Annotated in this window: 15 protein-coding genes; 11 read left to right on the forward strand and 4 right to left on the reverse strand. The window is 56.8% G+C overall.

The features are described 5' to 3' along the window. Positions 1-19: 19 nt before the first annotated feature. Together flgA and flgH are read left to right on the forward strand one after the other, a co-directional pair. Entirely contained in the window at positions 20-1,024 is a 1,005-nt protein-coding gene (gene flgA / locus ABXH05_RS01075) for a flagellar basal body P-ring formation chaperone FlgA (protein WP_353559394.1), read from the forward strand. Between the two features lie 76 nt (positions 1,025-1,100). Continuing rightward, a complete protein-coding gene (gene flgH / locus ABXH05_RS01080; protein WP_353559395.1) occupies positions 1,101-1,859 on the forward strand; it encodes a flagellar basal body L-ring protein FlgH in 759 nt (252 codons plus the stop codon). A gap of 173 nt (positions 1,860-2,032) precedes the next feature. Here flgH and dksA read toward each other — a convergent pair whose 3' ends face one another. Beyond that, entirely contained in the window at positions 2,033-2,398 is a 366-nt protein-coding gene (gene dksA / locus ABXH05_RS01085; protein WP_171816003.1) for an RNA polymerase-binding protein DksA, read from the reverse strand. Between the two features lie 214 nt (positions 2,399-2,612). Then, the gene (locus ABXH05_RS01090; RefSeq protein ID WP_353559396.1) at positions 2,613-3,050 is read right to left on the reverse strand and encodes a flagellar assembly protein FliX; all 438 of its coding nucleotides are present in this window, start codon (positions 3,048-3,050) and stop codon (positions 2,613-2,615) included. A 309-nt stretch (positions 3,051-3,359) separates the two neighbouring features. On the opposite strand from ABXH05_RS01090, the gene ABXH05_RS01095 reads away from it, so the two are divergent. The 5 genes from ABXH05_RS01095 to ABXH05_RS01115 all read left to right on the forward strand — a co-directional run bounded on the left by ABXH05_RS01095 (position 3,360) and on the right by ABXH05_RS01115 (position 8,206). Continuing rightward, positions 3,360-4,499: a flagellar basal body P-ring protein FlgI gene (locus ABXH05_RS01095; RefSeq protein ID WP_353559397.1), complete on the forward strand. Its 1,140-nt coding sequence runs from the start codon at positions 3,360-3,362 to the stop codon at positions 4,497-4,499. Continuing rightward, complete coding sequence (locus ABXH05_RS01100; protein WP_353559398.1) at positions 4,500-4,901, forward strand: rod-binding protein; 402 nt, start codon at positions 4,500-4,502, stop codon at positions 4,899-4,901. It abuts the gene before it with no gap. A gap of 43 nt (positions 4,902-4,944) precedes the next feature. After that, positions 4,945-5,409, forward strand: a complete 465-nt coding sequence (locus ABXH05_RS01105) for a hypothetical protein (protein WP_353559399.1) — start codon at positions 4,945-4,947, stop codon at positions 5,407-5,409. A 171-nt stretch (positions 5,410-5,580) separates the two neighbouring features. Further along, positions 5,581-5,952, forward strand: a complete 372-nt coding sequence (locus ABXH05_RS01110) for a flagellar protein FlaG (protein ID WP_353559400.1) — start codon at positions 5,581-5,583, stop codon at positions 5,950-5,952. Between the two features lie 109 nt (positions 5,953-6,061). Continuing rightward, entirely contained in the window at positions 6,062-8,206 is a 2,145-nt protein-coding gene (locus ABXH05_RS01115) for a tetratricopeptide repeat protein (RefSeq protein WP_353559401.1), read from the forward strand. Positions 8,207-8,211: 5 nt separating this feature from the next. Here ABXH05_RS01115 and ABXH05_RS01120 read toward each other — a convergent pair whose 3' ends face one another. Next, a complete protein-coding gene (locus ABXH05_RS01120) occupies positions 8,212-8,385 on the reverse strand; it encodes a hypothetical protein (RefSeq protein WP_353559402.1) in 174 nt (57 codons plus the stop codon). A gap of 212 nt (positions 8,386-8,597) precedes the next feature. Between ABXH05_RS01120 and ABXH05_RS01125 the strand changes: the two genes are divergently transcribed. The 4 genes from ABXH05_RS01125 (at position 8,598) to flaF (ending at position 12,038) form a co-directional block, all read left to right on the forward strand. Continuing rightward, positions 8,598-9,737, forward strand: coding sequence for a flagellin N-terminal helical domain-containing protein (locus ABXH05_RS01125; RefSeq protein ID WP_353559403.1), 1,140 nt, complete (start codon positions 8,598-8,600; stop codon positions 9,735-9,737). Positions 9,738-9,958: 221 nt separating this feature from the next. Further along, positions 9,959-11,098: a flagellin N-terminal helical domain-containing protein gene (locus ABXH05_RS01130; RefSeq protein WP_353559404.1), complete on the forward strand. Its 1,140-nt coding sequence runs from the start codon at positions 9,959-9,961 to the stop codon at positions 11,096-11,098. A gap of 195 nt (positions 11,099-11,293) precedes the next feature. After that, complete coding sequence (gene flbT, locus ABXH05_RS01135) at positions 11,294-11,707, forward strand: flagellar biosynthesis repressor FlbT (RefSeq protein ID WP_353559405.1); 414 nt, start codon at positions 11,294-11,296, stop codon at positions 11,705-11,707. Next, a complete protein-coding gene (gene flaF / locus ABXH05_RS01140; protein WP_348138820.1) occupies positions 11,670-12,038 on the forward strand; it encodes a flagellar biosynthesis regulator FlaF in 369 nt (122 codons plus the stop codon). The genes flbT and flaF overlap by 38 nt, the downstream gene beginning before the upstream one ends. A gap of 85 nt (positions 12,039-12,123) precedes the next feature. On the opposite strand, the gene ABXH05_RS01145 is transcribed toward flaF, so the two are convergent. Then, complete coding sequence (locus ABXH05_RS01145) at positions 12,124-13,617, reverse strand: flagellin N-terminal helical domain-containing protein (protein ID WP_353559406.1); 1,494 nt, start codon at positions 13,615-13,617, stop codon at positions 12,124-12,126. Positions 13,618-13,619: the final 2 nt, after the last annotated feature.

The following is a 13,619-nucleotide window of genomic DNA, read 5'->3' on the forward strand; positions in this document are numbered from 1 at the left end:
TCAGGAACAGGACAGTCTCATGAGTATTCTTCGTACTTTCTCACTGCGCGCGATCCTCGCCACCGCCGTGCTGGCAACCGCCGGCATTGCAGGTCACGCGGAGGCCGCCGCCCCCACCGAAGCCGTGCTGCGCGACAAAGCCATTGTGTCAGGCGACGCAGTCACCCTCGGCGACCTGTTCATCAATGCCGGCAACCAGGCCTCAGCGCTTGTCTCCCGCGCACCGGCGCCAGGCGAGCGTGCCGCCATCAATGCGGTGCACGTCACCAATGCTGCCCGCGCTGCTGGCATGCTGTGGCCAAACAACGAGCGCTACACGCACATCATCGTCAATCGCGATGGCACGCCCGTGCCCGCTGACATGGTCCTTGATACGCTCGCCAACACCATTGCTACAGCACAGGCCGCCAACACACCGTTTGACGTGTCCTACACTGTGACCCTGGACGCAGACCCCCGCACGCTTTTCGTTGCCAAGGGCAACGCGCCTGAAGTGATCGTCAAGGACATGTCCTTTGATGCACGCTCTGGCCTCTTTTCAGCACGCATCACCACACCAACCCGTGGCGCATCCATTCAGCGGATCGCCGGTCGTGCAAAGCAGACCCGTGAAATCCCGGTTGCTGCAACCGGCATTGCCCGCGGCGAAGTCTTGCGTGAAGACATGCTGACCCTTGTCGACATGGAAGTAAGCCGCATCGCGCCAGGCACCGCATTGAGCATGGAAGAACTGGTGGGCATGACACCGCGCACAGCACTGCGTGTCGGCCAGCCGGTACGTGCCAAGGACATGCGCCTTCCCATTGCCGTCAACAAGGATGCGCGTGTCACCATCACCTATGAGATGCCCGGCATGGTGCTGACCGCCACAGGCCGCGCCCTTGAGAATGCGCCCATGGGTGGCATCGTCCGGGTCATCAACACCCGCTCTCACCGCACCGTCCATGCTCGCGTAACCGGCCCTGGTCGCGTGGTGATCGAAAGCGGCCAGCCCATGCAGGTCGCCGGACGCCCCATCAACTAAGCACCTCTCGTCATCACTCCATTGCTCCGGCACCCGAACCGGACATTGACTCCCTACAGCCTGAAGGACCAAGACCATGACGACCACATCAAAATCAGTTCTGCGGATCGCAGCCCTCAGCAGCCTCGCAATGGCGCTCACCGCCTGCAACGCAGCAGACCGCCTCAAGAACATTGGCAAGGCGCCGGACCTGACGCCGATCGAGAACCCAGCCCATCGCGCGGAGGCGCAGACCGTATCTCTGCCCATGCCGCAGGCAGAAAACATTTCCTACCAGCCCAACTCACTTTGGCGCGCAGGGGCACGCGGCTTCTTCAAGGACCAGCGCGCCTCCGCCCTTGGCGACATCCTGACGGTCACAATCGAAATCACTGACAAAGCCGAGATCGAAAACACAACAGAACGCTCTCGCGCAAACTCTGAAGATGCAGGCCTCGACAATCTGTTCGGCTACGCGGCCAACCTGGACCGTTTGTTCCCCGACGAGGTGGACAACGCCAATCTGGTGGGCGCTGACTCAACGAGTTCCAGCCGGGGCGCAGGGTCAGTTGACCGCGAAGAAACTGTCAACCTGACTGTTGCCGCCATCGTCACCCAGATCCTGCCCAACGGAAACATGGTCATCCAGGGCAAGCAGGAAGTCCGCGTGAACTTTGAAGTCCGCGAACTGCTGGTCGCCGGCGTCATTCGCCCGGAAGACATTTCCAACCAGAACACCATCAACCACACCCAGATTGCTGAAGCCCGCATCTCTTACGGCGGCCGCGGTCAAATCACGGATGTGCAGCAGCCGCGCTACGGCCAGCAGGTGTTCGACATCATCATGCCGTTCTAGTGAGGCCTCCTCTGGCACACACTTAACGAGCTGACGGAGCGGGCGATTCAGGCCGCCCTCTCCAGCAGCGCTGCCATCGGGACCTTCTTGAAAAAGAAGGAGGCAGCGCAAACCAAAACGGCGCATGAGCAAAAGCTCATGCGCCGTTCTTGTTTTTGATCCTGCAAAGCAGCCTATTCGTCGCGATAGACTTTCTCGCGCCGCTCATGCGCTTCTTGCGCCTCGATGGACAGCGTCGCGATGGGACGTGCTTCCAGACGCTTGAGCCCGATCGGCTCTCCGGTCTCTTCGCAATACCCGTAGGTGCCCTCTTCAATGCGCTTGATCGCGGCATTGATCTTGTTCACCAGCTTGCGCTGCCGGTCACGCGCCCGCAGTTCAAGCGACCGCTCCGTCTCTGACGACGCTCGGTCGGTCAGGTCTGGATGATGGCTCGTATCTTCCTGAAGGTTTGTGATCGTTTCTCGCGTCTCGCGGAGGATATCTTCCTTCCAATCGATCAGCTTTCGGCGGAAGTATTCCTTCTGCCGGTCATTCATAAAGGGCTCGTCGTCAGACGGCGTGTAATCCTTGGTCAACTCAGCGGTCACCGGTGTCTCTCCCTTCACTGGCGCCAGCTACCTCCGTACAGATGAAGGTGGCTTGATGGCGCGGGAATATATCGGCGGGTTCGACGATGCACAACATCGCCCGATAGGCTTAGTCCATGAATTATTTGTATAATTTCGCCTCTTGCGGTCTCAGATGTGCAGGTTACTGCGCAAAAAGCTGTTCATACTTGGCCAGTTCAACTCTTGCGCGCAGCTCAATTTCGTCAAGCACATGGGCCAGGCGCGGGTCCTGAAAGGTCGTCTTCGAATCACGTCGCTGCTCCACCAGCTTCAGCAGCTGATCCAGCTTCTGTTTGGAAACACCACCCGCCAGGAGGGATAGTTTGATGTCGTCGAGAATATCCAGCATGGCTTCCGCACGGACCACCGCCTTCCGGCTTCCGTCGGTGGCAGTGTCCACTTCCTGAAGACCAATCAGCGCATCAACCGGCGCGACTGACGCCACAGAACCTGTTGCATGTGCAGCTTCCGCCTGCCCCATTCCGTCCACACGGAATCGTTCGCCGCCCGCTGACCGGGATTTCCCGGCGCGGCCTGCGGTAGCTGGTCCTTGCGCACGTCCCGCGCCGCCAACCTTCATGGGCCAAGGCTCCTGCCAAACTGGGCGCGCAAATCGCACCCGTGTCTCTACAGGGTGCACGCTGCGCCAAACTGCTTAATGCCGTCTTAACGGTGTCTCACCGGCTGGGCAGAAGCTGCCGGGTTGCCGCGCCAAACGGCAGTCCATGCCGGGTTTGCCAAAATCGGTACTCGAAATAGTCCAGCAAAATCAATGAGTTGGAAAACACGGCGCGTGGCACGGGTTTCGCAAAACCAAGCGCAAAGCATATCCACCGGTGCGCCAGCCTGAACCTGACATCGCACCCAAGAGAACGGAACACCGACCCGAATGTTGTTCTTTGCACGCAAATCACTTTCACGCGCACGCACTCTCCTGGCGCTCACCATCGCAGCTTCCCTGCTGTGGCCGGTCGCAGCCCAGGCGTCGTCGCGCATCAAGGATCTCGCCTCCGTTGAAGGCATCCGAGACAACCATCTGGTCGGCTATGGCCTTGTGGTTGGTCTTGATGGCTCCGGCGACAGCCTGCGGAATGCCCCGTTCACCCGCCAAAGCCTGCAGTCCATGCTGGAACGTCTGGGCGTGAACACCCGCGATGCAACGCTCAACACCAACAACGTGGCCGCTGTCATGGTCACCGGCAATCTGCCTGCCTTCGGTTCCCAGGGCAGCCGTATGGACATTACGGTCTCAACCTTGGGCGACGCGTCCAGCCTTCTGGGCGGCACGCTTCTGGTTACACCGCTCATGGGCGCCGACGGCGAAGTCTACGCGGTAGCACAGGGCCCCGTTGCCATTTCAGGCTTCAGTGCTGAGGGCGATGGCGCCAGCGTAAAGCGCGGTGTTGCCACATCCGGACGCATTCCCAACGGTGCCATCATCGAACGTGAAATTGCCTTTGCGCTCGAAGACATGAGCACGGTGCGTCTTTCCCTGCACAACCCGGATCTCACCACCGCCCAGCGCATGGCCAACGTCATCAACACATTTGTTGGTGGCAGCACAGCCCAGGCGACGGACCCCTCAACGGTATCACTTACCGTGCCACAAAAGGGCAAGGGCAGCGTCGTCAGCATGCTGACGGAAATCGAGCAGCTGCGTGTTGCACCAGACAGCCCTGCCAAGGTCGTGATTGATGAAGCCTCCGGCGTCATTGTCATGGGCAAGGATGTGCGCGTCTCTACTGTTGCCATTGCACAGGGCAACCTGACAATCCGCGTCACCGAAACACCGCAGGTCAGCCAGCCCAACCCCTTTGCGGAACAGGGTGACACTGTTGTTGTGCCCCGCACGGACATTCAGGTGGATGACGATGCAGAAAACCGCCTGGGCCTCCTGCGTGAAGGCGTAACCCTTGAAAGCCTCGTGGACGGTCTCAACTCTCTGGGTGTTGGTCCTCGCGACATGATCTCAATTCTGCAGACCATCCGCGCTGCCGGTGCCCTGCAGGCCGAGCTGGAGGTTCTTTAAATGGATATCTCCCTCCCCGCGCCTGTCGCTGCAAATCCGTTCGGTCAGGTTCTGCCAAAGGCTCTGGCCCATGCCCCCAAGGCATCCACGCCCATGTCCGCGTCCAAGGAACAGGCCATGCGCGAAACGGCGCAGGAATTCGAAGCGGTCTTTATCGGTCAGATGACAGAAGCCATGTTCGCCGGTCTTGAAACCGAGGAACCATTTGGTGGCGGCCACGCTGAAAAGATGTGGCGCTCTCAGCTGTCTCAGGAAATGGGTCGCTCCATCAGCGCGTCCGGCGGCATCGGCATCGCAGAGTCCGTTTACCGCTCCATGATCGCGCAGCAGGAAGCAGCCCTTAATCCGCTGCCGCAACCTACACCGCCACCACAAGCTGCTGCAGCGGCATACGCCAACTAGAAATCTCGAAAATCACAGGTCCAATCCAATGAGCAACTTCCAGATGCAGCAGCCCCCCGCTCCCAAGCAGTGGCAGCCGCCGGTTACCTTTCTTGAGGACATGGCGTCGCTCGCAACCGCCCTGGACACCATCATCACCAAGGAAAATGCGCTCGCCCAGGACAACAAGCTGGCCGACATTGCCGGCATGGCTGGTGAAAAAACACAGCTGGCTGTTGACTACGACCGGCATGTCCGCGCCTTGAAGGCGGACCCGTCCCGGCTTCACGCTGCACCTGAAAAGGTGCGCGCCAACCTCAAAACCGCCATCACATCGCTTGAAAGCAAGCTTGCGGACAATGAACGCTATCTGGGTGCCGCCAAATCCGTGTCGGAAGGCATCGTGAAGGCAGCCGCCCGCGCGGCGAGCGAAGCACGCGCGCCGACCATCGGCTACGTGCCCAAATCGACCGCAAAAATTCGCCCCATGGCAGCAGCAGCAACCATTGCGCTGGACAAACGCGTGTAAAAGCGCCGTTTTTACGGCCAAAGTGCATTCAATTTGAATCAATGTGTGCGGTGACGTTTAACGTCACTTTCACGCGCCTTAGGCAAAATTTGCCTAGGTCTGCATGTGCAGATCTGCAAGCAGTGGGATGTTTGCTAACCGGGGGGCGCGACCCAAGAAATGGGTGCCGCCATGGAAAGTATTTCTGGGCCCCGGCCCATAGTTGATCCAATCACAGCACCGCGTGCAGCCACGCCGTCCGGCCTGGTTACGGCCGGCGCAAAGTCTGTTCCACCGGTTGAACGCACAAACGGATCACAAAACCAGACCACGCAGCAGCAAGACCCTGCCCTCTTGCGCAAGGCAGTTGAGACGCTTGAAAAGCGTTTGCCAGTCAATGTCAGTCTCGACATCACCTATGACGAGACCATCAAGCGCGAAGTCGTGCGTGGAACCAGCAATGTCACTGGCGAAACCGTCATGGAATTTCCCACGGAGCAGATGCAAAAGCTGATCCGTGGCCTGCGCGAAGAACTCGGCCTCACAGTGGATCAGCAAGTCTAGCGCATCCACCATTGCCGATCTGGAGCAGTCATTAAGACGCCGGTAACCACGATCTGCGACTTAGGAAGCTGGTATTATTGCCAGGTCCAGATTCGTCAAAGGCTGCTCCATGTCCGCATCCCTTCCAAAGACAACGGCCAAGGTCGTCGCTGAAGAGTTCAATCGCGCCATCGACAGCCACCAAAAAGGCAAGCTGGACCGCGCAAAACGCGGCTACAAGCGCGTCCTTCAGACAGCACCCAATCATGCAGAAGCACTACACCTACTAGGGGTGATTGATCTTCAACGCGACAATTTCAGCCAAGCTGCCGACCTCATTGCAAAGGCCGTAGAGCTGGCACCTGATCTTGCGCCGGCGCACTACAATCTGGCCCGCGCGCTCAAATCACTGAACAAACTCCCCGAAGCATTGGAGTCCGTCAGAAAAGCAGTTCACCTATCACCAACAGATCCAGACTGCTGGCTTCTGTGCTGCAACATCCTGATAGACCTCGACTTGAAAAAAGAGGCCGCCTCAGCGCTGGGCACCTTGCTCCAGCTGTCACCGGAACTGGACGATGTGCGGCGGGCGCGCGCCAACCTTCTGATGGATATTGAGGATACCGAGGGCGCGCTAAAGGAGTATGAGTTTCTCGCCAGCAATGCCCGCGTCCCTCATGAGGCCCTGCGGGATATGGCAATCTTGCGCGTGCAGCAAGACGACAAGCTGAGCGCCCTCCCCCTGCTTGAAAAGGCTTTGGAGATCAAACCTGACGACTGGCAATCACGCAGTCTGGCGGCGGGTCTTCTAATTGACCTTGATCGCAACCGGGATGCGCTGCCCCTCGTTCGCGCCATGCTCGACGAGAAGCCGGATGACATTGAGGCAAAACTCAAGATGGGCATTATCCTGTCGAACATGCGGCGCAACAAAGATGCTCTGCCGATACTTGAGTACGTGCACGAGATGGAGCCCGAAAATTCCACCGCTCTGCTGAAACTCGCATTCACGTATCAGTCCCTCGAGATGTTCGACAAAGCCATCGAGCATTACGAGAAAATGAAAGTCCTGATGCCAGACGAAGCGCGAAGCTGGTCCAATCTCGCTGGCCTGTATTTCGAGACCGAGGACTATGACAAGGCGCTGACTGAGGGCATGGAAGCGCTCCGGATTAACCCAAATGTCGAGCAGACCTATCTCAACATCGGGGTCATGCTGCAAAAAATTGGTGACTATGACCGCGCGATCGACCTCTACCAGCGCGCTTTGACAGTCAATCCTGAATACTCAACGGCAGGCTCCAACCTCTCCCATCTTTTGCTGGCAAGAGGCGATATCGAGAATGGTTGGGATCTTTATGCCCATGGTTTCAATGCTGGTCTGCGTCGTCCGATGCGTCACTTCTCAGTGGACCTTTGGGACAACAAAGACTGTTCCGATGACCGAGTACTTGTTTGGAAAGAACAGGGCGTGGGCGATGACATACGCTTTGCCTCCTGCCTCCCGGATGTGATCAACCGCGTGGAACACGTGATTATCGAAACGGACCCACGTCTGGTAACGCTTTTCCAGCGGTCATTTCCCACGACAACAGTGCGGGACGAACGTCCAAAGCTGGAGCACACATTCGTTGGACCGCCCGACTACAACAAGCACATACCCGCTGGACAGCTGCCTGTTCATTTCCGCCGAACCCTGGATGCATTCCCGGCAGAAGACGGATACCTCGTCCCAGATCCCAAACGCATCGCCTACTGGCGCGAAAGGGTAGAAGCATGTGGCGAAGGTATCCGCATCGGACTTTCCTGGCGCAGCATGCACCAAAGCGCCACCCGTAACCTCGTCTACACCCAACTGGACGATTGGGCGGAGCTGATGAAAACGCCCGGCATTACGTGCATCAACCTCCAATACGACAATGCGGATGCTGAAATAGAAGAGTTCACAGAGAAAACAGGCCTCAAGCTACATGTCATGGATGGCCTGGACCTCAAGGACGACCTGGACGAAGCCGCTGCGCTGACAAAAGCATGTGACCTTGTCGTAAGTGCAGGTACCTCCGTGTCCGACATGGCCGCGGCTGTCGGCACGCCTGTCATCTTCTACGGTGATGCCCGGCACCCCATGCAGCTGGGCACAGACCGGTTCCCCTGGTACCCGTCTTCCAGATTTGTGAGCCGGGAAGCCCGGCAACCCATTTCAGACATCGCTAAAAGCATCACAAAGGATGTCCAAGCCTTCGCCAAGCAGTGGCACAACGGCGAAATAAGCTAGAAATTTCACAAGATATCCACAGAGCACACGACCAAGACTGAGCGGAACTGCATGAAGGCAGTTTCGCTCTTTTTGCTTTTGATGCCCGGCAAAAACTGCCCAAGCACGGCAATCAATGCCGCGCCGCTCACTTCCAAATCGAAAAAATCCCCAGTTTTCTGCCATTTTTTTGTTGGCACAGAGCATGCTCCTACAGGGCCAAGCGTTGGTCACCGTAGATCAGCTCCCTCGCCCTAGAGGACCAGGCAAAAATCCCTGTGTCCCAAATTGATGGACCGAGGCGGCAAAGTTTACCGGCGATTAAGCATTAACGATCAGTATCCAGCGTAACGAACTGGGACACATCCCTCATTGTGAGGGCGCTGGAAACGGTCCTAGGAGGACATGAGATATGGGTGACATTGTACTTTCAGCGGGTATCCGCTCCAACCTTCTGAGCATTCAGAACACCGCGAAGCTTCTTGATCAGACGCAGACGCGTCTGGCAACCGGACTAAAGGTCAACGGTGCCATTGACGATCCCACGGCCTTCTTTACGGCTCAGGGCTTGAACAATCGGGCACGTGATCTGGAGTCTTTGCTGTCATCGATGGATCAGGCCGTTCAGACACTGGACGCAGCAGATCAGGGCATCAAGTCGGTCATCAAGCTGATTGAAAACGCCAAAGCAACCGCCAACCAGGCACTTGTGACAAAGATCAAAGCCTCAACGGCAACGAGCACCAACTCAACCGCCTTTACCGGAACACAAACCATCAGCACCATTGCTGGCGTGGACAATGGCGACAGCTTCACCATTCAGGTCGGCACAGCAGCGGCAGTAACTGTCAATATTGCAGCGACCAACCAGGCTGTTTCGGTCATTCTTGCCAGCCTTTCAGGCATCACAGACGTAACGGCCTATCTGACCACCGACGGCAAGATCAAGATTGAAGCCACAAATGGCGAAGATCTGGCAATTACCGACGTATCTGGCTCAGCAGCAAACAGCCTCGGGGTTTCAGGCACATCAACCAACGGTGTGAACCGCCGCTCCTTCGAGTCTGACTTCAATGCACTGCGGACCCAGATGGACCAGTTGATCTCTGACGCATCCTACAAAGGGGTAAACCTGCTGCAGGCCACCAATGACCTGACGGTTTTCTTCAACGAAGGTCAAACATCCAGCCTGACGATCAACTCTCGTCTGCTTGATACATCCTCCGCTGGCATGAACATTTCAGAGATTGTCTCCAAGGCTTGGGCGACGGATGGCAACATCTCCGGTGCCATTGATCAGCTCGATCAGGCCGTCATTACACTGCGGCAACAGGCGTCCACTTTCGGTGGCAACCTGTCAGTCGTGGAAACAAGGTCTGACTTTACTGAGAACATGATCAATACGCTGGTCGGCGGCGCGTCTAATCTGACAATCGCTGATACAAACGAAGAAGGCGCAAACCTTCTGGCCTTGCAGACCCGTCAGTCCCTGGGTACCACCGCCCTTTCACTGGCATCGCAGGCAGATCAGAACGTGCTGCAGCTCTTCTAGTAGCGCTTTCAGCAAAAAATCAGGGCGGCTGCACTTTTTTGCAGCCGCCTTTTTTGTTTGTTTTCTGCGGATCTGCGCAATACCAGGCAACAAAGACAACGGGACTTACCAAGCCTGTTGGATTGCAGTAACTCCCCCTTAAGACCTTTCCGCCACTGTGATCCTCGACACCTCAGAAAGAGGGTCAGTTACATAGTCTTCCTAGGAAAGGAACTCAGTTCATGAGTGAAATTGCTCTCTCCAGCGCCCTGCGCTCGAACCTTAACTCTCTCCAGAACACGGCGTCTTTGCTTTCTCAGACTCAGGAACGTCTTTCGACGGGCCTGCGTGTGAACAGCGCTATTGATAACCCGACGTCATTCTTCACTGCTGCCGGCCTGAACAACCGTGCACAGGATCTGTCTGCTCTTTCTGATGACATCGGCCTTGCTGTTGACACACTGAAAGCTGCCGACGACGGCATCAAGGCGATCACGACACTCGTTGAGAACCTTAAGTCCACTGCCAACGAAGCTCTGACAACAAAGATTGCTTCTTCTTCTGCAACCAGCACGAACTCAACTGCGTTCACTGGTGCACAGACGATTTCAACAATCTCTGGTGTCGACAACGGCGACAGCTTCACCATTCAGGTGGGCACTGCTGCTGCTGTCACGATCAACGTTGCTGCAACCAACCAGTCTGTTACTGCTCTTATCACCAGCATCTCCGGCATCTCTGGCGTAACTGCCTCGCTGACGTCTGACGGTAAGATCAAGATTGAAGGCACAAGCGGCGAAGATCTTGTGATTGCTGACGTTTCTGGTTCAGCTGCCAACTCACTGGGCGTTTCAGGTACGAAGACAAACGGCACAAACCGTAACTCTTTCGTGACTGACTTCAACAGCCTGCGTACGCAGATTGACCAGTTGGCTGGTGACGCATCCTTCAAGGGTGTGAACCTTCTTCAGGCCAACAATGACCTGACAGTGGCCTTTAACGAAGACCAGTCTTCCAGCCTGACGATTTCGTCCAAGCTGCTTGACACATCTTCCGGCGGCCTGAACGTCTCTGCTGCTACGAACAGCGCTTTCGCAACTGACAGCAACATCGACGCTGCTGTTGCTGAGCTGGACGCCGCGGTGAGCACGCTTCGTGCACAGTCTTCTTCGTTCGGTAACAACCTGTCGATCGTGGAAAACCGTCAGGACTTCACGTCCAACCTGATCAAGACACTCGAAACAGGTGCTGGCAAGCTCACCCTCGCCGACACCAACCTTGAAGGTGCAAACCTGCTTGCCCTTCAGACACGTCAGTCACTGGGTACCACGGCTCTGTCCCTGGCTTCTCAGTCCGACCAGAACGTCCTGCGTCTGTTCTAATCAGACCAACAGGCGGCCTAGCCACGAAGGCGAAGCCATCTGGTTATCGAATACGGGAAACGGCGGTGCAGAAGCACCGCCGTTTTTCTTTGTCGATCTGCGGGTTTCATTGAAGCAAAGCCTGTCAGTGCGCTTGCCCTATACTGTGGAGGTCCGAATCAATGCGTGACCTGCCCCACAACCCGGAGAGACACCATGGCCCTCAAAATCGAGCTCAAGCCCGGCGAACGCTTCATTCTGGGCAACGCAGTCATTACCAATGACGACCAGCGGACCCGCCTGTTCGTTGAAGGCTCTGCACCCATTCTGCGCGAGAAGGACATCATGCGCGCTGAAGACGCAGACAGCCCCTGCAAACGGCTCTATTTGGCTGTTCAGCTTATGTATCTGAGCAACGACCCGTCAGATCAGCACAGCGTCTATTTCAAGCTCACCAATGACATCATCAAGGCAGCACCTAGCACCCTTGAGTACATTGAGCGCATGAACAATCAAATCTTAACCGGCGCATTCTATAAAGCTCTTAAGGAAGCAAAGAAGCTCATCAAGTATGAGCAGGAGCTCATGTCGAATGCACAATCCGGCGCAGGCCTACGGGAAGACAGCTAAAGTTGTTGCCAACCCGCGTGAACACGAAGCCAATCTGCTCACCAAGGCTGCGCAGCAGCTCATGGCTGTCAAAGATCCGTTTGAGCCGCGCAGCGACGCATTCCGCAACGCATTGATTTACAATCGCAAGCTATGGAGCATCTTTGCAGGCTCTGTGACCGGCGACGACAACCCCCTTCCCGATCCGATCAAGCAGAACATTGCCAATCTCGGTATTTTTATTCTCAAGCACACAGTGTCTGTCCAGGCGAGCCCTTCACCTGAGAAGCTTGATGTGCTGATCAATATCAATCGCGAAATTGCAGCCGGCCTCTATCAGCGCCCGGCGTAGCAACGTCACACACCACACACAAAAAGAGGCGCTGCTCATCAAAGCAGCGCCTCTTTTGTTTGGGCCGGCTGAAAGTCTGCCGCCGCTAGATGTAACTGGTCAGCGTCAGCCGTGAGACAATGGACGTCGCCTGGAAGCTGGCCGTAAGCTGATTGTTCAGCTGCAGGATCATCGTCCCAACCTCATTCGTGTCCGCATTCTCGGACTTTGCTAGCAGCACTTGCGTGGCATTGATGGTCCGCTCATGACGGTCCTTGGTGGCCGCCAGGCTGCTTTCCTTCAGACCAAGCTGCGTGCGCACATCTGCCAGGGACGTCGTATCCTTGAAGGCAAATTTCGAACCTGTACGCTGCGTTGTCTCGTTGTAGGCACGCTGCGAGAGCGCGTCTGTGTTATCAAACTCAAGCGCAGACAGAACAGCAAGCGCCTTGACCGTATCGCGCGTTGGGCCCTCATCGGCACGGGTTGCATACCCAATAGTACGACCATCATCGATCTTCGCCAGTGCGCTATTGCGGATCGGTGTTGTTGCCGTATCGCCCTTATACCAGAACACTGTGTCCGTCGTTGTTGCATCCACAACGCCTGTCGCAGTCGCAAAGGGAGGACCGTCAACACGCTTTGGTGGGTTGCCAGCGTCATACTCAAAAAACTCGGTCGCCGCCCTCTGTGCGCTGGCTGCCTTCAATGATGTCTGCGCCAGCACTTCAACGTCTCGCGCAAGTGCAGTCTGGAAATTGGCCGCTGTCGCATTGGCATCGGCACCGACAAGAAACTCGCCTTCTTTTGGCGTGCCACTCTCAATAGCCACAAGAGACAGGGTCTCCGTAGTGCCGTCCGGCAGCGTGAAGGATACATCCAGCTTCTGACCTGCGGTGGGAAGCGGCGCGCCAAACGCAACCGTCAGAGCCTGCGGAGCACCGGCAATGCCAGCCGTAACATTGTTCAGGTCCGTGGATACGGCGCTGAACTTGAGACCAAATGGCGGTGCGTTGTCCTCAGTGACAGTCACCGTATTGGCACCAGGAACCGGAATGGACAGGCGACCACGATTGTCTGCCCCCAGGTCAGCCTGGGCACGCTCGGAAACAATCTGCTTGAAACCGGCGAGACCGACATCGCCGTTGATGACCTTTTCATAAACCTCAACGGGCTGCGTCTGCGTAGCTGCCCCACCAAACAGGTGACGACCACCAATGTCTGTGTTGAGCACGGCCAGCGTCTCTTCCAGACGCTCCTTCGCTGTAAACTGAAGCTGCGTCTGCTTGCCATCCAGCGTTTCATAACCGGATGTCAGCGACGCCGTGCGCATCTCTGCTGCAATATCATCAATGCGCGACAGACCCTGCTGCATTGTGGTGAGACGAAGCTGTGTCTGATCAATCGTGCGCACATACCCATTCATCTCACTGAGTTCTGCGCGCAGGTTCAACACCAGCGACGCATCTACGCCCAGGCCGGAATGGGTCTGTGATTTCTTGCCCGTCGCCAGCTGCGTCTGCAGATCCGTAAGCTGGAGCTGCATGGTCTTGATCTGATCGCGCGCTGTAAGCGACTGAAGAAGTGAGGGAACCTGCATGG

Source organism: Pyruvatibacter sp. HU-CL02332 (genome assembly GCF_040362765.1).
Lineage (GTDB): Bacteria > Pseudomonadota > Alphaproteobacteria > CGMCC-115125 > CGMCC-115125 > Pyruvatibacter.

Bases quoted from the DNA above. Each gene is read 5' to 3' on its own strand.
- flgA (WP_353559394.1), top strand. From the start codon at position 20: ATGAGTATTCTTCGTACTTTCTCACTGCGCGCGATCCTCGCCACCGCC.
- flgH (WP_353559395.1), top strand. From the start codon at position 1,101: ATGACGACCACATCAAAATCAGTTCTGCGGATCGCAGCCCTCAGCAGC.
- dksA (WP_171816003.1), bottom strand. From the start codon at position 2,398: ATGAATGACCGGCAGAAGGAATACTTCCGCCGAAAGCTGATCGATTGG.
- ABXH05_RS01090 (WP_353559396.1), bottom strand. From the start codon at position 3,050: ATGAAGGTTGGCGGCGCGGGACGTGCGCAAGGACCAGCTACCGCAGGC.
- ABXH05_RS01095 (WP_353559397.1), top strand. From the start codon at position 3,360: ATGTTGTTCTTTGCACGCAAATCACTTTCACGCGCACGCACTCTCCTG.
- ABXH05_RS01100 (WP_353559398.1), top strand. From the start codon at position 4,500: ATGGATATCTCCCTCCCCGCGCCTGTCGCTGCAAATCCGTTCGGTCAG.
- ABXH05_RS01105 (WP_353559399.1), top strand. From the start codon at position 4,945: ATGCAGCAGCCCCCCGCTCCCAAGCAGTGGCAGCCGCCGGTTACCTTT.
- ABXH05_RS01110 (WP_353559400.1), top strand. From the start codon at position 5,581: ATGGAAAGTATTTCTGGGCCCCGGCCCATAGTTGATCCAATCACAGCA.
- ABXH05_RS01115 (WP_353559401.1), top strand. From the start codon at position 6,062: ATGTCCGCATCCCTTCCAAAGACAACGGCCAAGGTCGTCGCTGAAGAG.
- ABXH05_RS01125 (WP_353559403.1), top strand. From the start codon at position 8,598: ATGGGTGACATTGTACTTTCAGCGGGTATCCGCTCCAACCTTCTGAGC.
- ABXH05_RS01130 (WP_353559404.1), top strand. From the start codon at position 9,959: ATGAGTGAAATTGCTCTCTCCAGCGCCCTGCGCTCGAACCTTAACTCT.
- flbT (WP_353559405.1), top strand. From the start codon at position 11,294: ATGGCCCTCAAAATCGAGCTCAAGCCCGGCGAACGCTTCATTCTGGGC.
- flaF (WP_348138820.1), top strand. From the start codon at position 11,670: ATGCACAATCCGGCGCAGGCCTACGGGAAGACAGCTAAAGTTGTTGCC.
- ABXH05_RS01145 (WP_353559406.1), bottom strand. From the start codon at position 13,617: ATGCAGGTTCCCTCACTTCTTCAGTCGCTTACAGCGCGCGATCAGATC.